General features: G+C 61.9%; 21 protein-coding genes. 8 read left to right on the forward strand and 13 right to left on the reverse strand.

Going from position 1 to position 20319, the window contains the following annotated elements; translation table 11 throughout:
- From GSR16_RS08755 to GSR16_RS08770, 4 genes are read left to right on the forward strand one after another with little or no spacing between them, the layout of a single operon-like run.
- Entirely contained in the window at positions 1-801 is an 801-nt protein-coding gene (locus GSR16_RS08755) for an ABC transporter permease (protein ID WP_159876474.1), read from the forward strand.
- Positions 798-1865 (forward strand): ABC transporter ATP-binding protein, encoded by a 1068-nt coding sequence (locus GSR16_RS08760; RefSeq protein WP_159876476.1) that lies wholly within the window; start codon positions 798-800, stop codon positions 1863-1865. Before GSR16_RS08755 ends, GSR16_RS08760 begins: the two co-directional genes overlap by 4 nt.
- 55 nt (positions 1866-1920) lie before the next feature.
- Positions 1921-3372, forward strand: a complete 1452-nt coding sequence (locus tag GSR16_RS08765) for an NAD-dependent succinate-semialdehyde dehydrogenase (RefSeq protein WP_159876478.1) — start codon at positions 1921-1923, stop codon at positions 3370-3372.
- A 12-nt stretch (positions 3373-3384) separates the two neighbouring features.
- Positions 3385-4092, forward strand: a complete 708-nt coding sequence (locus GSR16_RS08770; protein ID WP_159876479.1) for a GntR family transcriptional regulator — start codon at positions 3385-3387, stop codon at positions 4090-4092.
- Positions 4093-4273: 181 nt separating this feature from the next.
- Here GSR16_RS08770 and GSR16_RS08775 read toward each other — a convergent pair whose 3' ends face one another.
- The 4 genes from GSR16_RS08775 to GSR16_RS08790 all read right to left on the reverse strand — a co-directional run bounded on the left by GSR16_RS08775 (position 4274) and on the right by GSR16_RS08790 (position 8372).
- Positions 4274-4765, reverse strand: coding sequence for an aminoacyl-tRNA deacylase (locus GSR16_RS08775; RefSeq protein WP_159876497.1), 492 nt, complete (start codon positions 4763-4765; stop codon positions 4274-4276).
- Positions 4766-4842: 77 nt separating this feature from the next.
- Complete coding sequence (locus tag GSR16_RS08780; protein WP_159876499.1) at positions 4843-6093, reverse strand: complex I 51 kDa subunit family protein; 1251 nt, start codon at positions 6091-6093, stop codon at positions 4843-4845.
- Between the two features lie 12 nt (positions 6094-6105).
- The gene (locus GSR16_RS08785; protein WP_159876501.1) at positions 6106-7728 is read right to left on the reverse strand and encodes an FAD-dependent oxidoreductase; all 1623 of its coding nucleotides are present in this window, start codon (positions 7726-7728) and stop codon (positions 6106-6108) included.
- Positions 7725-8372, reverse strand: a complete 648-nt coding sequence (locus tag GSR16_RS08790; protein ID WP_159876503.1) for a 2Fe-2S iron-sulfur cluster-binding protein — start codon at positions 8370-8372, stop codon at positions 7725-7727. The genes GSR16_RS08785 and GSR16_RS08790 overlap by 4 nt, the downstream gene beginning before the upstream one ends.
- A 423-nt stretch (positions 8373-8795) precedes the next feature.
- Here GSR16_RS08790 and GSR16_RS08795 point away from each other — a divergent pair, with 423 nt between their 5' ends.
- On the forward strand, positions 8796-9737 hold the full coding sequence (locus GSR16_RS08795) for an AEC family transporter (protein ID WP_159876505.1): 942 nt from the start codon (positions 8796-8798) through the stop codon (positions 9735-9737).
- Between the two features lie 124 nt (positions 9738-9861).
- Here the strand turns inward: GSR16_RS08795 and GSR16_RS08800 are convergent, their stop codons facing one another.
- On the reverse strand, positions 9862-10047 hold the full coding sequence (locus tag GSR16_RS08800; RefSeq protein ID WP_159876507.1) for a hypothetical protein: 186 nt from the start codon (positions 10045-10047) through the stop codon (positions 9862-9864).
- Positions 10048-10193: 146 nt separating this feature from the next.
- Complete coding sequence (locus GSR16_RS08805; protein WP_159876509.1) at positions 10194-10865, reverse strand: GntR family transcriptional regulator; 672 nt, start codon at positions 10863-10865, stop codon at positions 10194-10196.
- Positions 10866-11014: 149 nt separating this feature from the next.
- Here GSR16_RS08805 and GSR16_RS08810 point away from each other — a divergent pair, with 149 nt between their 5' ends.
- From GSR16_RS08810 to GSR16_RS08820, 3 genes are read left to right on the forward strand one after another with little or no spacing between them, the layout of a single operon-like run.
- A complete protein-coding gene (locus tag GSR16_RS08810) occupies positions 11015-11755 on the forward strand; it encodes an SDR family NAD(P)-dependent oxidoreductase (RefSeq protein WP_167522557.1) in 741 nt (246 codons plus the stop codon).
- A complete protein-coding gene (locus tag GSR16_RS08815) occupies positions 11748-12806 on the forward strand; it encodes a phosphotransferase (RefSeq protein ID WP_159876511.1) in 1059 nt (352 codons plus the stop codon). Before GSR16_RS08810 ends, GSR16_RS08815 begins: the two co-directional genes overlap by 8 nt.
- Positions 12803-14134 (forward strand): aspartate aminotransferase family protein, encoded by a 1332-nt coding sequence (locus GSR16_RS08820; RefSeq protein ID WP_205677530.1) that lies wholly within the window; start codon positions 12803-12805, stop codon positions 14132-14134. Before GSR16_RS08815 ends, GSR16_RS08820 begins: the two co-directional genes overlap by 4 nt.
- Before the next feature lie 9 nt (positions 14135-14143).
- On the opposite strand, the gene mdcH is transcribed toward GSR16_RS08820, so the two are convergent.
- The 7 genes from mdcH to mdcA are packed head-to-tail and all read right to left on the reverse strand — an operon-like array spanning position 14144 to position 20238.
- Complete coding sequence (gene mdcH / locus GSR16_RS08825; protein ID WP_159876513.1) at positions 14144-15091, reverse strand: malonate decarboxylase subunit epsilon; 948 nt, start codon at positions 15089-15091, stop codon at positions 14144-14146.
- Positions 15088-15741, reverse strand: a complete 654-nt coding sequence (locus GSR16_RS08830) for a malonate decarboxylase holo-ACP synthase (protein ID WP_159876515.1) — start codon at positions 15739-15741, stop codon at positions 15088-15090. Before GSR16_RS08830 ends, mdcH begins: the two co-directional genes overlap by 4 nt.
- Entirely contained in the window at positions 15729-16553 is an 825-nt protein-coding gene (gene mdcE / locus GSR16_RS08835) for a biotin-independent malonate decarboxylase subunit gamma (protein ID WP_159876517.1), read from the reverse strand. Before mdcE ends, GSR16_RS08830 begins: the two co-directional genes overlap by 13 nt.
- The gene (locus GSR16_RS08840; protein ID WP_159876519.1) at positions 16550-17413 is read right to left on the reverse strand and encodes a biotin-independent malonate decarboxylase subunit beta; all 864 of its coding nucleotides are present in this window, start codon (positions 17411-17413) and stop codon (positions 16550-16552) included. Before GSR16_RS08840 ends, mdcE begins: the two co-directional genes overlap by 4 nt.
- Complete coding sequence (locus GSR16_RS08845; protein ID WP_159876521.1) at positions 17410-17706, reverse strand: malonate decarboxylase subunit delta; 297 nt, start codon at positions 17704-17706, stop codon at positions 17410-17412. The genes GSR16_RS08840 and GSR16_RS08845 overlap by 4 nt, the downstream gene beginning before the upstream one ends.
- Positions 17707-17719: 13 nt before the next feature.
- Complete coding sequence (locus tag GSR16_RS08850; RefSeq protein ID WP_159876523.1) at positions 17720-18577, reverse strand: triphosphoribosyl-dephospho-CoA synthase; 858 nt, start codon at positions 18575-18577, stop codon at positions 17720-17722.
- Positions 18577-20238, reverse strand: coding sequence for a malonate decarboxylase subunit alpha (gene mdcA, locus GSR16_RS08855; RefSeq protein WP_159876525.1), 1662 nt, complete (start codon positions 20236-20238; stop codon positions 18577-18579). Before mdcA ends, GSR16_RS08850 begins: the two co-directional genes overlap by 1 nt.
- Between the last annotated feature and the right edge of the window lie 81 nt (positions 20239-20319).

Below are 20319 nucleotides of genomic sequence, written 5' to 3' on the forward strand. Positions count from 1 at the left end.
ATGTTGCTGGATTACGACCGTTTGGGCGGCTGGCGCTGGGGGCTGGTAGGTGTTGGCACCGTCGTCATGCTGTTTTTGTTGTTGCCTATCGTCTTTATTGCTGCCTTGTCGTTTGGAGATTCGCAGTGGCTGGTTTTCCCGCCGCCGGGCTGGACCATGCAGTGGTATCAGCAGCTGCTGACGGACCCGGTATGGGTGAATGCGCTGCTGACCAGTGCCAAGGTTGGCGTCATTGTCACGGTGTTGTCGGTGACGCTGGGTCTGCTGGCGGCCTTGGGTCTGGCACGCAGCCGCTTCTTCGGCAAGAGTGCATTGCAGGCGTTTTTCCTGACCCCCATGGTGTTGCCAGTGGTGGTGTTGGCGGTGGCCCTGTATGCCTTTTTCCTCAAGCTGGGCCTGACTGGAACCTTGACCGGCTTTGTGATTGGCCACCTGATCATCGCCTTGCCGTTTTCCATCATCACCATCGGTAATTCACTGCAGAGCTTTGATTCCGCACTGGAAGACGCTGCCATGATCTGTGGTGCCGGGCCACTGGAGGTGAAGTGGCGGGTGACACTGCCCGCCATCCGGCTGGGTCTGTTTGCCGCGGCCATCTTTTCCTTCCTGATTTCCTGGGATGAAGTGGTGCTGTCCATCTTTATGGCCAGTCCCACCTTGCAAACCCTGCCAGTGCTGATCTGGAGCACCTTGCGCCAGGATCTGACCCCGGTTATTGCCTCTGCATCCACCTTGCTGGTCGCCTTTACGGTAGTCCTGATGCTGCTGGCTTCCTTTTTGAAGAAAGGCTCACGCCAATGACAACACCTTTCCTGCAGATTCGTGGCCTGCGCAAAACCTACGATCAAGTGGTCGCCATCGACCATGTTTCCCTGGACATCAAACAGGGTGAATTCATGACCTTTCTCGGGCCATCCGGCTCGGGCAAGAGCACCACGCTGTATATTGTTGCCGGCTTCCAGGAACCGACCGAAGGCCAGGTATTGCTGAACGGCAAATCCTTGCTGGATGTGGCACCCAACAAGCGCAACATCGGCATGGTGTTTCAGCGCTATACCTTGTTTCCGCATCTGACCGTGGGCGAAAACGTTGCTTTCCCCCTGCGGGTGCGCCGCTGTCCTGAAAGCGAAATCAAGGCCAAGGTGGAAAAAATGCTGGAGCTGGTGCACCTGGCAGACTATCGCGACCGTCTGCCCGGCCAGCTGTCCGGTGGCCAACAGCAGCGCGTGGCCATCGCCCGCGCCCTGGCTTACGACCCGCCGCTGTTGCTGATGGATGAGCCGCTGTCGGCACTGGACAAGAAACTACGTGAAGAAATCCAGTTTGAACTGCGACGCATCCATCAGGAAACCGGCGTCACCATTCTGTACGTGACGCACGACCAGGAGGAGGCGCTGCGCCTGTCCGACCGCATTGCGGTGTTCAGCCAGGGGCGTATCGAGCAGGTTGGAACCGGGGAAGAGTTGTACGAACATCCATCGTCACGCTTTGTGGCGGGCTTCATCGGCAACTCCAACTTCCTGCCGGTCAAGGTGGAGCAAATGGGTGCAGGCCGCGCGCGCGCCATCTTCCCTAATGGCCAGGCAGTGGAGGGTGATGCCCGGGCTTTTGCCGCTGGTAGCGAGGGCACGCTGATGGTGCGTCCGGAGCAAATGCGGATTCGCCCGCACGCAACTTCCGCCCAGGGGCTGGCTGTTACCGTGCGCGATATGACTTATCTGGGCGACAGCATGCATTTTGCCGTGCAAACGCCCTGGGAGCAGGAGTTGGCCGTGCGCATGGCAGTGCGGGATGGCCAGGGCTTGTGCATCGGCTCCTCCGCTGTACTGGAGTGGGATACGCAGCATGGGCATGTGTTTGCCTGATGGCATTCAGCGTCATTCAAGGTGGCGGACCAGTTCCGCCGCTAAAGGGTAAGGCATGGATCAACTGAATGAGACCGGGCTGCTATTGCAGTGTTGCTATATCGATGGCCAGTGGGTGGATGCTGCAGAACATTTTGCGGTGTTCAACCCCGCCACTGGTGAACAAATTGCCAGCGTTCCGCGCATGGGCGTGGCTGAAACCCGCAAGGCCATTGAGGCCGCCGAGCGGGCTGGTCCTGCCTGGCGGGCCTTGAGTGCCAAGCAGAGGTCACAGTACTTGCGACGCTGGTTTGATCTGGTGTTGCAGCATCAGGACGCACTGGCACGGATACTGACTGCCGAAATGGGCAAGCCACTGGCCGAGGCACGTGGCGAGATTGCCTATGGTGCCAGTTATATCGAGTGGTTTGCCGAAGAAGCCAAACGGATTCATGGCGATGTGATTCCGTCGCCCAGTACCGATCGCCGCTTGCTTACCATCAAGCAGGCCGTGGGGGTGGTGGCGGCAATCACGCCCTGGAACTTCCCAAATGCCATGTTGGCACGTAAGATCGCCCCGGCGTTGGCCGCTGGTTGTACTGTGGTGGCCAAACCGGCTGAACTGACGCCCTTGTCGGCGCTGGCACTGGCCCGCTTGGCAGAGCAGGCGGGCATTCCTCCGGGCGTGATCAATATACTGACTGGCGACCCGCTGGCCATCGGCGGTGAGTTAAGTAGCAACCCGCTGGTACGCAAGCTGACCTTTACCGGTTCAACGGAAGTAGGGCGGCTACTGTTGCGTCAGTGCGCTGATACGGTAAAGAAAGTCAGCATGGAGCTGGGTGGTAATGCGCCATTTATCGTGTTTGACGATGCGGATCTGGATGCCGCTGTCGAAGGTGCCATGCTGTCCAAATACCGCAATGCAGGGCAGACCTGTGTCTGTGCCAACCGGCTGTATGTGCAGGATGGTATTTACGAAGCCTTTGTGTCTCGCTTGCGGGAGCGCGTGGCAAGCTTGCAGGTGGGCAATGGCATGGATGCGGGCGTGACAATGGGCCCGCTGATTGATCATAAGGCACTGGGCAAGGTGGAAGCGCACATTGCCGATGCCCTGGCGCAGGGTGCCAAACTGGTGACAGGTGGACAGCGCCACCGGCTGGGCGGCAGTTTCTTTGAACCAACCATCTTGCGCGATGTGAAGGCTGACATGCGGGTGGCGCAGGAAGAAACTTTTGGCCCCCTGGCGCCTGTGTTCCGTTTCCGGGACGAACAGGATGTCATCCGGCAGGCCAATGCCAGCGAGTTCGGTCTGGCTGCCTATGTGTTCAGTCGTGACCATGCCCGTATCTGGCGGGTGGCGGAGGCGCTGGAGGTTGGCATGGTCGGGATCAATACCGGCTTGATTTCAACCGAAGCGGCCCCCTTTGGCGGCATCAAGCAATCCGGTAGTGGCCGGGAAGGTTCCCGTTATGGGATAGAGGATTACCTCGAAATAAAATACCTGTGTATGGGTGGAATTGAATAAAGGAGATGACCGATGTCATCCAAAGAAGGTAGCTCGCTAAAAATAGACCGCAGCGTCAAGACACTGCGTGAGCTGACGCTGGAAAAAATGCGCGACGCCATCCTCAGTGCCTACTTCAAGCCGGGTGAGCGCTTGGTGGAACGTACGCTGTGTGATGAACTGGGGGTGAGCCGTTCTATCGTGCGTGAAGTGCTGCGCCATCTGGAGACTGAAGGGCTGGTGGAGTCCATTCCACATCAGGGGCCAGTGGTGGCCACGCTGGATGCCGATAAGGCGGCGCAAATCTATGAAATCCGTGCCTTGCTGGAAGGGCATGCGGCGCGGCTATGTGCCGAGCGGGCAGATAGCACGTTGCTGGAACAGTTGGCGGTGATCAACAGCCAGATTCAGGCAGCCTTCCGGCTTGGCGATTTTCACGGCGTCTTGGAGCAGACTTCTGCGTTTTACGAGCTGATGTTCCAGGGCAGTGGTCAGACCATGGCCTGGGAGATCGTGCAGTCGCTCAATGCCAGAATCAACCGCTTGCGTGCCATGACCATCAGCTCGACGGGACGTGCCGTTGAAGCCGCCGAGGAAATGCGCTTGCTGGTTGATGCCTTGCTGAAACGTGATGCTCAAGCTGCACATGATGCTTCGGTGGCTCATGTACAGCGGGTGGCAAGTATTGCTGCCAAGAAACTGACCGAGTTGGCGGAAAACAAGGCCGAACTGGGAGCCTGATGTCGCAGATTGACTGGGGGGCGTTACTACAACGGCGCTGCCAGTCTGATGGCAACATGCTGATTCGCCCACCTCGGCAGTACTAGCCATAAGGGATCTTTGCCTGGCAAAGATCCCTTTCTCCTTTCAAGTGTGGCCGTGTCACATGTTTGCCGTGGGACAGGCCACACAAAGTACATGCTTATTTCTCCAGCGCCACTTCCACGCAGCGTGCTTGCAGCAGGCGGCCGATGTCCAGCGGCGACATGGCCACTTGCAGGCCGCGGCGGCCACCGTTGATGAATACCTGTTGCAGCTGCAGGATGCTGGCTTCCATATACACTGGCATGGGTGTGCGGGTGGCGAAGGGGCTGGTGCCGCCTACCAGGTAGCCGGAGTGGCGGTTGGCAATATCCGGTTTGCAGGGCTGCACTTTCTTGCAGGGCAGCTGACGGGCCAGTTCCTTGGCCGATACCTTGCGGTCGCCGTGCATCAGCACCACCAGCGGCAGGCCGTCCTGGTCTTCAAACAGCAGGGTCTTGATGACGGCGTGTTCGTCCACGTTCAGTTCACGGGCGGGGGTGGCGGTGCCGCCGTGTTCTTCGTAGCTGTAGGCGTGGCAGCTGAAATCCACCTTGTGGTCCAGCAGAAAGCGCAGTGCCGGGGTGCTGCCGGCGATGGTTTGTTGGCGCATTGGCTTATTCCTGTGGTGATAGTGGCTTGGCCGGCAGTACTTGGCTGCCGGGGCTGGCGGCGGGTTTGGGGCCGGGCTCAGGCATCTGCTGGGGTCGGCAGGCCGTATTCTTGCGGGAAGGTGTGAAAAGAGCTTTTCACCACGGTAACGGCACCGTCGATCAGGCCGCAGCGGCCGCTGCCGGGCAGGATCTGACACAGGTGCTGCAGGGCATCCAGGTCGGCTGCGCTGTGGCGACCTCCGTCAATGCGGTCCAGCAGGCGTGCCAGCTGAAAAGTGCCGCATTTGCAGGACGGGCATTGGCCGCAGGAGCCCTTGGCAAAGAAGTCGATGTATTCGGCCACCTTGCGGATGATGCTGCTGCCTTCGGATATCACGATCATTGCGCCGGTACCCAGCCGGGAGTGGCGCAGCCAGACCGAGTCGAAGTCCAGTGCCACGTCCAGGTCGCGGGCGGTGAGCAGGGTATTGGACGGGCCGCCGGTGAACACGGCCTTGAAGGCCTTGCCCTGCAGCATGCCGCCGCCGTAGTGGAATACCAGTTCCTGCAGGCTGGTACCCATGGGCAGCTCGTACAGGCCGGGGCGCAGCACGTCACCGGACAGTGAGTACAGCTTGGTGCCACCAGCCTTACCCACGCCCAGTGCGCGGTACCAGCCGGCACCGTGGCGCAGGATGTGGCTGACATTGGCCAGGGTTTCCACATTGTTGATCAGGGTGGGCTGACCGTTGATGCCTTGTTCTGCCGGGAAGGGCGGTTTTTTACGCGGGAAGGGGAAGCCGGCTTCCAGTGAGGCTACCACCGCGGTTTCCTCGCCGCCGATATAGCGGCCAGAGCTGGCCACCACCTTGATGGCCAGTGGATGGCCCAGCGCCGTAGCCAGCTTGTCCAGCCAGGGGCTGTCCTGCCATTGGCTGACTGCCAGCTGCATATGGTGCAGGCTTTGGCCCTGATGCGGGTTGATGTAGAAGATGACGCAGGCTGCGCGCACGGCCAGCGCGGCAATCAGTGCGCCTTCCACCACCTGATGTGGCGATGCGCTGAGCAAGGTGCGGTCCTTGAAGGTGCCCGGTTCGTCCTCGTTGCCATTGCACACCACGTATTTGTTGTCGCCCACGGCATTGGCGGCGGCTTCCCATTTGCGCCAGGCGGGAAAGCCAGCCCCTCCCATGCCGCGCAGGTCGGCATCGGCAATCTGGCGGATGATGGTGGTGGGTGCCTGCAAGGCAGCCTGCAGGCCAAGGCCGCCGCCCTGTTGCAGCCAGGCGGCCAGATCCGGGCCTACCTGCACGGCGGGGTTGAGTAGTACCTGATTGAGTTTTTCCATGATCTGTTTCTCCTAGGCGTGCGGGCTGGTGGGGCGGTGCAAGGCAAGCCGGGCTTGGCCTGGGTAAAGCAATGGCGCTTGCAAGCTGCTGTCCAGTCCGGCCAGGGCCAGCTGGCGTTGCCAGCGGTAGACGTGTTCGATGCCGCCACGTTGCGGTGGCAGGGTGGATTTGTGACGGGCGGCCTGTGCCAGGCGGGCGGCCTGACGACCGGCGCGACGACCAAAGGCCAGGATGTCCAGCAGGGCATTGCCCATCAGCCGGTTGCGGCCATGAATGCCGCCAGTGATTTCACCGGCACACAGCAGGCCGGGGACGCTGGTCTGGCCATTGCCGTCGATGATGACGCCGCCGTTCTGGTAGTGCAGGGTGGGGTAGATCAGCATGGGTTCGCTGCACGGGTCGATGCCGCATTTGTCGGCCAGATGCTGCAGCGCAGGCAGGCGGCTGGCCAGATTGGCCCCCAGCGGGCGGGTGTCGAGGAATACGCCTAACTGGCCATCGCGTTCGATGCCACGTCCGGCGGCGCATTCACGCAGGATGGCCGCAGTAACCACATCGCGCGGGGCCAGTTCCTCGACAAAGCGTTCGCCCAGCCCGTTGACCAGCAAGGCCCCGCCGGAGCGGGCAGCTTCGGAAATCAGCCCGCCACGCAGGCGTTGTGGCCAGGCTACACCGGTGGGGTGGTACTGGAAGGCGTCCATGTCACGCAAGCCGGTACCGATACGGTATGCCAGTACCAGTCCGTCGGCGGTGGCACCGTAGTGGTTGGAGGAAGGAAAGCCCTGCAGATGCAGCCGGCCGCAGCCGCCGGTGGCCAGTATGGTCTGGCGGGCGGATACCACGATGAAGCGCTGGTATTCCAGGTCGTACAGCACGGCTCCGGCACAGCTGCCGTCTTCGTGTGACAACAGCTCTACAACCGGGCAGCGGTTGAGCAGGGTGATGGCGGGGTCCAGCTCCACCGTCTCGCGCAGCACGCGCATCATCTCCAGCCCGGTGTAATCGCGGTAGCACAGGATGCGCGGCTGACTGCAGCCACCGGCCTGCTTGTAGCGCAGCTTGCCACCATCTTCCAGCGGTTCGTCCAGGTCAAAGTGCATGCCCAGTTCGATCAGCCAGCGAATCACCCCCGGCGCATCGCTGGCCATCTGGGCCAGCAGTTGCGGGTTGGCGGCGTCGTGGCCACCGCGCATGGCATCGTCAAAGTGCTGCTGCGGGCTGTCGCTGGCAGCCAGTGCCGCCTGGATGCCACCTTCGGCCATGACGGTATTGCTGTCGCCCAGGCGCAGCTTGCTGGCCAGCATGACTTCTGCGCCGCTGCGGGCTGCGGTCAGGGCGGCAGCTGCGCCGGCACCGCCACCGCCTATCACCAGCACGTCGGTGCTGCGTTGTTCGGCTCCGGCCAGATCAAAACCGTCGATCAGCGCATTGCTTTGCAGCAGTGCGGCCAGGCGCGGGTGGCAGGGCTGGCCGCGGCTGGGGCCGATCTGCAGCAGGGTGCTGGCATTGCCGGCATTGTCGGGGTGGTATTGCGCCAGCAGCGCGCTGCGTGACAGATCGGCCGGGCGTAGTGGCGGGCGGTCATGCGCGGCCAGGTTGGCCAGTGCCTGCAGGTAGTGAATCGCGCTGCTCATACCTCGCTCCTTGTGTTGTCTGTCTGTGTGTTGATGGCCATTTCGCCACGGGCTTGTTGTTCCAGTCGGCGTAGCAGATCGCCCGGTCGCAGGTTCTGGATGGCCTGGGCGCGCCGCAGGTAAAGGCCGACATGATTGGGGCGGATGTTCTCCGGGCAGGCCAGCGTGCACAGATTGCACATGATGCAGGGATCAAACAGTGCTGCCGCTGCTTGCAGCTGGCCACTATTGGCCAAGGCAATACCTTGTTGCACCGGGATATGGCGCGGACAGGCGCGGTCACAGCCGCTGCAGTGCCGACACTGGGAGATTTCGGGGAAGGTTTGCTGTAGCTGTGGCAGTGCCTGCCAGCCGTCGCGCAGGTCGTGCGGGCGGTATCGGTGCAGGTGTTCTGGCAGGTAGTAGTCGATAAAGCTGACCTGCATGCCGTCTTCCACCACGGTTTCACAAGCCAGGCGCGTTTCGGCGCTGCGCTCGCCGGCCTTGCGGACCAGGCAGCGACAGGAGCCGCAAACTCCCTGGCCCATGCAGCCGATATTGGCGGTCAGTGCTTCTTCGCCTTGCAGGCGGGTGTGCAGGATGGAGTTGCCGGGCTCAGCGTCCACCACCTTGCCATCGATGCTGATGTGGATGGTTTCACTCATGGGATTTCCTTTGCTGTGGTTCTGCTCATCCGTCCGCCTGGTGCTGCGGGCGCAATGGCCTGTCCGTTGGCAGGGTCTTTGCAAGGAGCGTGCCATGGCACTGAAAATGTCCATCTTGTTGAAATGAAAGGAAAAACCTGATTTTGGCTTGAAATTTCGGCGGTGTAGTGACGGAATTCCGTCCATTTGCCATGGCCGGATGGACGGAAATGCCACTGCGCTGCAAGACCGGGAGGGATGGAGGAGATTTGAAAAAGTACGGATTTCCGTACTTTGTGACGGACGGATTCGCGGCTATCCGCACCTGCTTGCGGCGTTGATTAATATTTATCAATAAAAACAATAAGATGGATGTGATTTTTCGTGGCACGGGGCTTGCTCTGCAATGGCGAGACAAACATTACAGAGATGAGGAGCAAGACCATGTGGGGAACCATGAGCACAGCACTGCTGCCGGTGGTGCTGTTGATGTTATTGGGCTGGTTTGGCGGTCAGCAGGGTTACTTCCGTCAGGCGGATGTGGGGGTGATGGCGACCCTGGTGATGCGCTATGCCTTGCCGTGTTCGCTGTTCATCGGCGCACTGAAAACACCGCCGGAGCGTATCCAGAACCTGCCGTTCATTCTGTGCATGACTTTCGGCTTTGTCGGCACCTATGTGCTGGCCTTGCTGGCCGGGCGTTATTACTACCGGCAGGGTCTGAAAACCAGTGCCATCCAGGCCCTGGTGTGCACCTTTCCGGATATGGCCTACTTTGGCGCGCCCATCCTGCAGCAGGTGTGTGGTCCGCAGGGTTTCATCGCCGTGCTGATTGGCAACCTGATCACCAGCTTTGTCATTCTGCCGCTGACCATCGTGCTGTGCCGCTGCGGCGAGATGTCCGATGCCGGTGCAGATGACGGCGTGGTAACCATGCTGAAGCAAAGCCTGGTAAAAACCCTGTCCAACCAGATTGTCTGGCTGCCGATTCTGGGGGTGATCCTCAGCTTCAATCACCTGCATCTGCCGGCAGCGGTACAGGAAAGCGTGGACATGCTGGCCAAGGCGGCTGGCGGGGTATCGCTGCTGGCGCTGGGCCTGATGTTCTGTGGCGAGAAGCCCAGCTTCAACGGCCACGTGGTGGGTAATGTGGCGATGAAGAACTTCCTGCAGCCGGTGCTGATGTTCGTTGGCATTTTGCTGTTTGGTGTGGATGCTGAATTTGCCAAGCAAGCCCTGATCGTGGGGGCGGTGCCCACCGCCATTGCGGCCTCGATGTTTGCCGTACGCAACCAGACCTATGCGCTGCATGCCTCGCACTCGGTGCTGGTGGGGACGGTAATTGGCGTATTTGGCGAGGCGGCGCTGATTTACTTCATGGTGTGATTGGCGGATGGTGTCACGCAGGCGGGCCGGCTGACTGCTCGTCATGCGTGTGCCACTGGCAGCAACAAGGCCCGGCAATGCCGGGCCTTGTCATGTGTGCCGCGCGGGAAGATGGCCGGGCCGCTTAGTGATGCGGTGACAGCCGGATGAATAGCAAGCGCACCAGCAGGTAGGTGGCGGCATTGCCCATGGTCATCAGCAGCAGCACGGCAGGCAGCGACAGGGTGCCGATGGTGGCCAGCGGGTTGCTGCCCAGTTGGCGGGCCAGCAAGGAGGAGCAGATCAGGCTGAGCAGCAGTTTGAAGGTCATGGCAGCAGCTTTCCGTAATACAGGTGCCGCCTGTATTGCAAAAGCTGTGCCTGAAAATACTTTTTCAAGTCATTGAAAAACAAGGGTTTGTTTTGGGGTGGTATGGCGATGCGTCGGGTTTTCGTATTTGCAGGTACGGAAATCCGTCAATTTGGCGCTGGCCGGGCTTGCAGATGCAGCAGGATGCTGTGCCCGCCATGCAGGATGTCGTCGCCAATGGCCGCCGCTGCCGCCGGGCCATCGTGCTGACGGATGGCAGCCAGCACCGGGTAGTGATAGTCGATCATGTCGCTGCCGCCTTCACGGTACACCGCCGAAATCAATGGTCCCATCTGCAGCCAGATGCGGTAGAGGATGCCTTGCAGAAAGGGCAGCCCGGCGATGTCCACCAGGGCAAAGTGAAACTGCTGGTTCAGCTCGCAGCCCTGGGCAATGTCCTGGGCGGTCATGGCCGCAGCATTGCGGCTGACAATGTCTTCCAGCCGCGCAATGGCGCTGGCGTCCGCTTTGCCGGCGGCAGTTTCGGCGGCCAGCCCTTCCAGCCGGATGCGAATGGCGCGGATTTCCAGATAACGTTCCACCGTCATGTGGGGTACGCGGATGTCGCGCGGCGACTGCATGGTCAGCGCCTGTTCCTGCACCAGTCGCAGGATGGCATCGCGCACCGGGGTGACGCTGGTGCCCAGCTGTTCGGCCAGATCGCGGATTTTCAGCCGTGCTCCCGGCTGCAAACGGCCCTGTATCAGCGCATTGCACAGCAGCTGGTATACCGTGCTACCCAGATTGTCGTGTTCCAGTGTGTCCAGTTGGTAGTCCATGGGGCGGGGGTGCAAGTGACGGCAAAGCCGCATGGTAGCACTGCACTTGCCAGATTGAAATGCAGCAAATATGATGCATCATAAATTCGACTGACCAGGGTAGGGCTGACGGTGCTTGCCGGTTCTGCCCTCGATACAGGAGTGCCATCATGTCCCATCCCACTCGCTACATGCTGCTGACTGGTGCCAGCCGCGGTATTGGCCATGCCACGGTCAAGCTGTTCCAGGAAAACGGCTGGCAGATTTTCACCGTGTCGCGCCAGCCGTTTTCCGAGGCCTGCCTGTGGCCATCGGCCCGTCAAAGCCATGTGCAGGCTGATTTGTCCGACCTGTCCTGCCTGGACAGTCTGATTACCGAGGTGAGAAGCCGGCTGCCAGATGGTCAGCTGCATGCCCTGGTCAATAATGCCGGCATTTCACCCAAGGGCGCGCAGGGAGAGCGGCTGGGCATACTGGCCAGCAATGCCGACGACTGGAGCCGGGTGCTGAATGTAAATCTGGTGTCTACTGCCTTGCTGGCACGCGGCTTGTTTCCCGAGCTGAAAAAGGCGCAGGGCTCCATTGTCAATGTCACCTCGATTGCCGGCTCGCGCGTGCACCCGTTTGCCGGCGTGGCCTATGCCGCCTCCAAGGCCGGGCTGGCAGCGCTCACCCGCGAACTGGCGCATGAGTTTGGCCCGCATGGCATCCGCGCCAATGCCATTGCGCCGGGTGAAATCGACACCGCCATCCTGTCGCCGGACACCGCCAGCATTATCGAGCGCGATGTGCCCATGCACCGGCTGGGGACACCGCATGAAGTGGCGGAGGCTATCCATTTTCTGTGCTCCGGCCATTCTTCCTATATCAATGGCTCGGAAATCCACATCAACGGAGGGCAGCATGTCTGACATGGTGATCGACCAGCTGTTTTCCACCATGGCGGCACCGGTGGAGTGCAGTGAAGCCACTGCGCTGTTGTGGCAGCATTATGGCCTGCGTGGGGTGGCCAGCCCGCTCAATAGTGAACGCGATGCCAATTTCCACATCCGCGGTTACGATGGCCGCGAATATGTGTTGAAGCTGACTCATCCGGCTGAAGACCGGGCCGTTACTGATTTTCAGAGCCGGGCGCTGTTGCATGCGCTGGCGCGTGACCCGACCCTGCCGGTGCCGCAGCTGCTGCCACGCAGCGATGGCCAGCCTTATGCCGTGGTGAATATGGCAGATGGCAGTCAGCGCGTGTTGCGCCTGCTCAGCTATCTGGGCGGTCAGCCGCTGCATCAGCTGGTACGCAGCGCGGCGCAGCGCCGCCATCTGGGCGAAACCCTGGGCCGGCTGGACAATGCACTGCGGGATTATGTGCATCCGGCAGCGCATCATCCGCTGTTGTGGGATATCCAGCATGCCGAGAGGCTGCAGCCGCTGCTGGCTGAAACACCGGACGGGCCACAAAAAGCCGTGCTGGCCGACTGGCTGGTGCATTTCATCCAGCAGGTGCAGCCGGTACTGGGCGGCCTGCGGCGGCAGGTGATTCATAACGACCTCAATCCGCACAATGTGCTGGTCGATCCGCAAGACCAGATCACCACCGCCGGCCTGATCGACTTTGGCGACATGGTGGAAGCCCCGCTGATCAACGAACTGGCAGTGGCCTGCTCCTACCAGCTGTCTTCCAGCGCCAATCCGCTGGACACTGCCGGTGAGCTGATTGCCGGCTATCACGCAGTTTGTCCGCTGCTGGCCGAGGAAGTCGCCATCCTGTACGAGCTGATTCTTACCCGGCTGTGCATGACCGTGACCATTACTGGCTGGCGTGCAGCACGTTACCCGGAAAACAGCAGCTACATCCTGCGCAACAACGGTTTGAGCTGGGACGGCCTGCAGCGCCTGTCCGCGCTGGGGCGCGCCCGGGCCACCGACTATCTGTTCCAGCTGTGTCAGATGAAAGGACAAGCATGAATCCGCCCGATCAACGCATGGTGAATGCCTTCGACCCCGCCATGGCCCGCAGTCTGCCGGAGCGAGAACAGGCGCTGCTGCACCGCCGCCAGCAGGCGCTGGGCCAGGCCTACCGCCTGTTCTACCAGCAGCCCTTGCATGTGGTGCGCGGTGAGGGGGTGTGGCTGTACGACGCCGACGGCCAGCCGTATCTGGATGTGTATAACAATGTGGCTTCGGTGGGGCACAGTCACCCGCAGGTGGTGGCGGCCATTGCCCGTCAGGCCACGGTGCTCAATACCCATACCCGCTACCTGAACGACGGCATCGTCGATTACGCCGAGCGCCTGCTGTCCACACTGGCCATGCCCGGCTATCAGGCCATGTTTACCTGCACCGGCAGCGAGGCCAACGACCTGGCCTTGCGCCTGGCGGGCAGCTTCACCGGCGGGCAAGGGGTGATTGTCACTGCGCATGCCTATCACGGCGTCACCAGCAGTATTGCCGCTTGCTCACCAGCCTTTGGCGATGGCGTGCCGCTGGGGCCGAACGTACGTACCGTGGCGGCACCGGATGGCTATCGCGGCAATCCGCAGCAAGTGGCCGAGCAGTTCACGCGCGATGTACAGGCTGCCATTGCCGACCTGCAGCGCCACGGCATCCGCCCGGCTGCCTTGTTGGTGGATACGTTGTTTACCAGTGACGGCGTATTTGCCGACCCGGCCGGTTTCCTGGCAGGGGCCGTCGATGCCATCCATGCTGCAGGCGGCCTGTTCATCGCCGACGAGGTGCAGGCCGGTTTTGCCCGCAGTGGCAGCCATTTCTGGGGCTTCCAGCGCCATGGCGTGGTGCCGGACATCATCACCATGGGCAAGCCGATGGGTAATGGCCACCCGCTGGCCGGGCTGATGGCGCGCGCCGACATCATCGACTGCTTTGGCGCTCAGGTACGTTACTTCAATACCTTTGGCGGCAATCCGGTGTCTTGCGCTGCCGGGATGGCGGTGCTGGATGTCATCGAGGGAGAAGGGCTGCAGCAGAACGCCCACGCTACCGGGGCTTATCTCAAGGCCGGCTTCGAGGCACTGGCAGGCAAGCATGCGCTGATTGGCGATGTACGCGGCACTGGCTTCTTTATCGGCGTGGAAATGGTGAGCGACCGGGACCACAAAAAACCGGCAAGTGCGCAGACCACGCGCATCGTCAATGCGCTGCGCGAGCGGCGCATCCTGATCAGCGCCACCGGCCCGGCAGGCAATATCCTGAAAGTCAGGCCGCAGCTGCCGTTTGGCCGGGAGCATGCCGACATGCTGCTGGCCGCGCTGGACGAGGTCTTGGCCGGGCTGTGAGGCCCGTATTCAGCCATGCTGGCCTGCATCATCCTGGCTTAGCCGGCGGGCTGCGTGTTGCAGGCTGTCCAGCCGACTGTCCGCCACCGCCATGGCTTCACCCGGTGTGAATACCGGGTGCAACAGGCGGGTGAGGGTGGAGCCGGGAGGCATCTCCAGCGCCAGCCGTGCGCCGCGCTCCCATGCCAGCCGGGCAGTGTCATGCCAGTGCACCGTGCGCGCCATATTGCCGGCCAGGTCGTCACGTATCTGCGCGGGTGTGCGCAGCACCCGTGCGGCATTGGCGCTCAGATAATCCAGCGCGGGAGCTTGCAACGGAATGTCACGCAGCGCCTGCTGCAATTCATCCGCGGGCTGCGCCAGCAAGCAGCAATGCGATGGCACGCTGATGACCAGGCGCTGACAGCGGGCCGCACCGGCTTGCAGACTTAGCTGGCTTATGCGGGCCAGCCCATCATCGGCACCGGCTACCACCAGTTGGCGCTCGGCATTTATATTGGCCAGATACACCGGAAAACCTTCGGCCTGCACGCGGTCCAGAAGGGTTTGCAGTGCTGGCAGTTTCAGTCCGGTGATGGCGCTCATGCCATAGCCGTGCGGATAGGCTTGCTCCATCAATTGTGCGCGCAGCCGTACCAGCCGCAGTGCATCGGCAAAATCCAGCACGCCGGCACAGACTGCTGCTGCAAAAGCACCGATGGACAGCCCGCATACCATCTGCGGCCGGATATCCTGCTGTTGCAGCCAGCGCGCGCTGGCAACGCCGGCAATCAGCAGGCAAAGCTGTACTGCCACGGTGGATTGCAGTGCCGTGGCACTGTCCAGCGCTGTAGGGGGTTGTTCCAGCACGGTTGCCGCTGTCTGCAGGGTGGCGTGGCAGGCCGGATGATCAGGCAGGTGGTGCAGCATGCCGGCTTGCTGGCTGCCCTGGCCGGGAAAGGCAAACAGTACGCTCATTGTGCGGACTCCACGCTCCAGGGCATGTGCAACAAGCGAGGTCCGCTCCCGGTTTTTACCATGACCTTGCCGCCGCGCAGCCATTCCTGCAGGGCGATGCCGCCGGCTGGTGTTTCCAGCTGTATATCCACCCGGCAGCCCAGTTTTTGCGTGCGCCCGACCAGCTGGTGCAACGCTGTCATGGACGGCGGGTGTGGCGTGCGTAGCAGCAGGTCCAGATCGCTGCCCGGACCGAGTGCAGGCCAGCCGCTGGCCAGTTCGTAGCCGACACCACCGGTAATTCCCCAGTCCATCTCCAGATCATCCAGCCAGGGGTGCAGCTGCTGCAGGGCTTGCAGCGGTGGCAGTAGCCGGTAGCGCGGGTGCCGCTGCCAGTCCTGTCTTGCCGCCAGCTGTTCCGGGCTCAAGCTGCGGCAGATGGTGGCCGGTTCCACCCACAGGGCCTGACGTTGGCTGCGCAGCCGACCGCGGATGCCCACGGGAATGCGCTGGCCAGTTGCCTGATCGCGCCGGACGACAACCGGCCGGGACGGCTGCCAGTCGTCCCTCAGCCACTCTGGCAGGGCAGGGTTGTCCAGCCAGGGCCAATCGCCAGTCAGCCACAGCAGGTCGTGAGCTTGCGGCGTTGCGGGCGGACTCAGTCTTGCCATTGCTGCTGCAGTAGCTGACGCACCCGGCGCGACATGCTGCGGTTTTCCCCATGCAGCCTGTTTTCCAGCCCGCACGAGCTGTCGCTGGCGATTTCTGTCAATGCAGCGGTCAAGGCGGTGTTGACCAGATCGACATCGGCGGCATCCGGCTGGTCGGGCCGGTTTACCTTGAGCAGCCGCCACAGCATGCCCAGGCTGGCATAGCTGTGGATGTCGTAGGCCATGGGCGGGATGCTGGCGGCCAGGTTTTCCAGCGCGGCCACGCTGCGCAGGGTGATACGCGCAGCAGCTTCCTTGCCCATGGCATGCACCATCACGTCTTCATCATCCAGTGCCAGCAGGCGGTTAGCCTGGTAGCCATGGGCCAGAAAACCGCCGGACATGGCCTTGCCGACAATCAGTCCGATGACGGCATGGCCGGCCAGCCTGGCTTCGGCATAGGCCGCTGCGGCACTGGCCAGCGACTGGTGGATGCCGTAGGCCTCTTCGCGCCGGCCATAGGCCTGGCTGGGGACGTCGATGATGGCAATGATGGCGCGTTTGTGCTGCAAGCCTGCGTCGGCCTGTACTGCATCGCGTACGGCATGCGCCAGCGACCAGCCTTCCAGCAAGCCCACTTCACCATGGCGGGCACGGGGCAAGGGGTTGTCCGGGTCTGTTACCACGGCAAGGTAGCGTGCCGGCATGCCGTTCAGGCTGGAATCGCATACTAGCAATGACGGCGGATGGCCGGCTTGCAGTGGGCTGTCACCACATAATGCGTGCAGCCAGATGTGGCCGCGCTGGCTAGGTCGGCTAGGAGTTTGTGTCATGCTGACCTCTCGGGCAGGAAGAAATGGCGGGCAGTGCTGGCATCGGCCTGTTGTGTGGTGTCCATGGCTGCCAGTCTTTGCAAATACCAGTCATGGCGCTGATGGCGTGGCGTGGCAGGCAGTCCCTGTGCCAGATATCGCTGCACCTGATCGCGGATAGTGTCGCAGTCATCCGGCAGGCAGGCATCGGCCAGGTCGCAGTGTTGGCGCTGTTCGCCACCGCTCAGGCTCCAGATGAAGGGGCGGTCGCGGTTGTCGTACTCATCGGCGCCAGCTTCCTGCTCTATCACCTGTGGACCGTTCAATCCCAGCCTGGCTTCGCGGGTGACGACAAGATAGCTGCACAGGCCGGCCGCAATCGACATGCCGCCAAAGCAGCCTACGGGGCCTGCAATCACGCCGATGACTGGCTGATAGCGGCCGAGATCCACGATGGCAGCATGGATGTCGGCAATGGCGGCAAGTCCCAGATTGGCTTCCTGCAGGCGGACGCCGCCTGTTTCCAGCAACAGCACGGCGGCGGTAGGAATGCCATGCCGGTTGTCGGCAGCAGCCTGTTCCAGCGCTCCGGCCAGCTTGGCACCGCCAACTTCGCCCATGCTACCGCCCTGAAAGCCGCCTTCCACGGCCAGTACCACCACAGGCTGGCCAGCCAGCCGGCCCTTGGCAACCACTACGCCATCATCTGCCTGCGCTACGATGCCTTGCGCTGCCAGCCAGGGGGAGTACAGCCGCTCGAACGGTCCGGCCAGCTCGCGCCAGCTGTCAGCATCCAGTAATTGGCGGGTGCGCTCGCGTGCAGTCAGTTCGATAAAGCTCTGATAGTGCAATAGCTGTTCAATGGTCTGCTGGTGATTCATGCCTGCAAGCCCTCCATGGCCTGGGCCAGCCGCAGGCCGATGACGCCTGGTGTGGCACCGAAGTCGTTGATTTCCATGCGCATGGCCGCTTGCTCTCCAGTGGCAAACAGACGCTCCAGTTGAGCTTGCCAGCGGGTATGGCTGCCATCGCTGCTGCTGTTGACCAGAATCTCGATGTGGCCCGCCGGGCCGGGTTCCAGCAGGATTTCCAGATCGCCGGAGGCCACTACCCCCACCATGACGCGTTGCTTTGCCGGTGCGCTGGCCGGGTAGTGCAGATGTAGTGTTTCCATGTTTTCTCCTTGCTTAGATGCTAGCCAGCAGCGGCAGCCGATCCAGCAGTAGGGTGGCTGCCAGCAAGTCGGCGGAACCGCCGGGGGACAAGCTACGTGCCAGCATGTCGTTTTCCAGTTGATACAAGCGGCGGCGTCCGTCCAGGGTGGCTGCCCCGCCGGCATCCAGCACTGCGCTCGCACCGGTCTGCACCAGTTGCAGGCCTTGCCGGCCACCACGCGCCAGCAGGCAGGTATCATCCAGCTGGCTCATCAGCGCCAGCAGGGTGTTGATCCGGGCGGTGTTTTCGTGGTCGCCTCGGGCCCGGTGGGCGTGCAAGGCGGGCAGGGCCAGTCCGGTGAGATGAGGGAAGGCCTGTTCTGCCTCTGCCCGTGCGCCGCCAACACCATAGGCTTGGCAGGCCAGGCTGCCTTTGAGCAGCGCCACCGGTTGACTGTCATCCGGAATGCATGCCAGGGTGCTGGCGCGACTGCAGACCTGTTCTGCCTGCAAGGTGCTGCCATTCATGGCGGCAGCCGATAACAGCAGGCCCAGCGCCCAGATGGCACCGCGGTGGGTATTGATGCCGGCGGTGACGTTGAACATGCGTTGCTCGCCTTGCCGACCGATACTGCCCAGCCGTGCACGTAGTGCAGGCGTGGCTGTCTGTTGCCATGCGGCCTGCGCCATGGAGAAAAAAGCCGCTTGCAGGGTGCGGGCAGAGCGGCACATCAGGGCGAGTGTCATGTCGCGGTGCGCACCGCTGCCGCGGCGATCTACCAGGCCGGGCTTGGGGGTGAGCATCACCTCATCCAGCAGTGACTGACAGGCCAGTGCTGCCAGCTGGCTGGCAAACTGGCGGGCAAGGTCCGCTTGCGCTGATGGCTGCATTACCAGCTCCTGAAGCGTGCTGGTGGCTGATACAGGCCATCCGACCAACTGACAAGATCAGCCATGCTTTTGGCCGCCAGCAGCGAGCGGCTGGCATCACTGCGCCGTATGCCCAGGTCTTCCGGCAGTGCGATGAGGCCGGCCTTGCGCATGGCTGTGGTGGTGGCTGGCTGGTGCTGCAGGCCAATGGGTGTGACCCCGGCTATTGCGGCAAGCATCTGGCGGCGTTGCTCCAGCGACTGGGCTTTGTAGAGATAGGCAATGCCCACTTCGGTCAGGACATGGCTGACGTCGTCGCCGTAAACCATGACCGGGGCCAGTGGCATGCCGGTGTCGCGGGCGACTTGTACGGCGTCCAGGCTTTCGACAAAAGTGGGGGTCTGGCCGGATTGGAAGGTTTCCACCATCTGTACCACCAGCTTGCGGCCACGCGCCAGCAGGCTGTCGGTCTGGATCAGATCCAGCCATGCCGGGGTGGGATGGCGGCGGCCATGCGGGTCGTGTCCCATATTGGGTGCGCCACCAAAACCGGACAGTCGGCCATGGGTGACGGTGGATGAGTTGCCATCGCCGTCTATTTGCAAGGTGGAGCCGATGAACATGTCAACCGCGTATTGTCCTGCCAGCTGGCAAAACGCCCGGTTCGAGCGCAGCGAGCCATCCTTGCCCGTGAAAAAGACATCCGGCCTGGCTGCTACATAGGCTTCCATGCCCAGTTCGCCGCCAAAGCAGTGCACGCTGTCCACCCAGCCGCTTTCGATGGCCGGAATCAGTGTGGGATGGGGGTTGAGCGCCCAGTGGCGGCAGATTTTTCCCTTCAGCCCCAGTTGCTCGCCATAGGTAGGCAGCAATAGTTCGATGGCTGCGGTATTGAAACCCAGGCCATGATTGAGCGATTGAACCTGATGGCGTTCGTAGATGCCACGAATGGCCATCATCGCCATCAGCACATGTACCGGCTTGATATGGCGTGGATCGCGGGTAAACAAGGGTTCCATGAAAAAGGGCCGGTCGGCTTGAACGACAAAGTCCACCCAGTCGGCCGGAATATCCACCCGGGTGAGTTCGGCTGGGTCATCAACGATTTCGTTGACCTGCGCAATGACGATGCCGTTACGAAAGGCGGTGGCTTCCACCAGCACTGGCGTGTCCTCGGTACTGGGGCCGGTGTACAGATTGCCGTGGCGATCGGCCTGGTAAGCGGCCACCAGCGCCACATTGGGGGTGAGGTCGACAAACAGGCGGGCATACAGCTCGATATAGGTGTGGATGGCACCAATTTCCAGGCAGCCATCCTGCAGCAATTGACCGATGCGCAGGCTTTGCGGGCCGGAAAAGGAAAAATCCAGTTTGTGGGCAATGCCGCTTTCGAAGATGTCCAGATGTTCCGGCCGGCTGATGCTGGGAATGATCATGTGCAGATCGTGTATCCGGGCCGGATCCAGCCGGGCCAGGGTGCGGGACAGGAAGTCTGCCTGTTTCTGGTTATTGCCTTCCAGTACCACCCGGTCGCCCGGGGCCAACAGCAGGTGCAGCGCATTGAGCAGCTGGCTGGCAGGCAGGATGCAGCCATCGGTCAGGGGCTGGACCAGTGCCAGACGGCGCAATTTTTCATGGCGGCGGGATTGCCAGTCGGGGCTCCGGGGAAGAGGGGCGTTCATATTGGCTCCGCATCGGTATCGGGAAGCCTTGCACGGTAGTGAGAGACTCACGGCTGATCAATCAAGCTGCCGGCTGATTTG

It is taken from the genome of Aquitalea denitrificans, from assembly GCF_009856625.1.
In the GTDB taxonomy this organism is placed as follows: Bacteria; Pseudomonadota; Gammaproteobacteria; order Burkholderiales; family Chromobacteriaceae; genus Aquitalea; species Aquitalea denitrificans.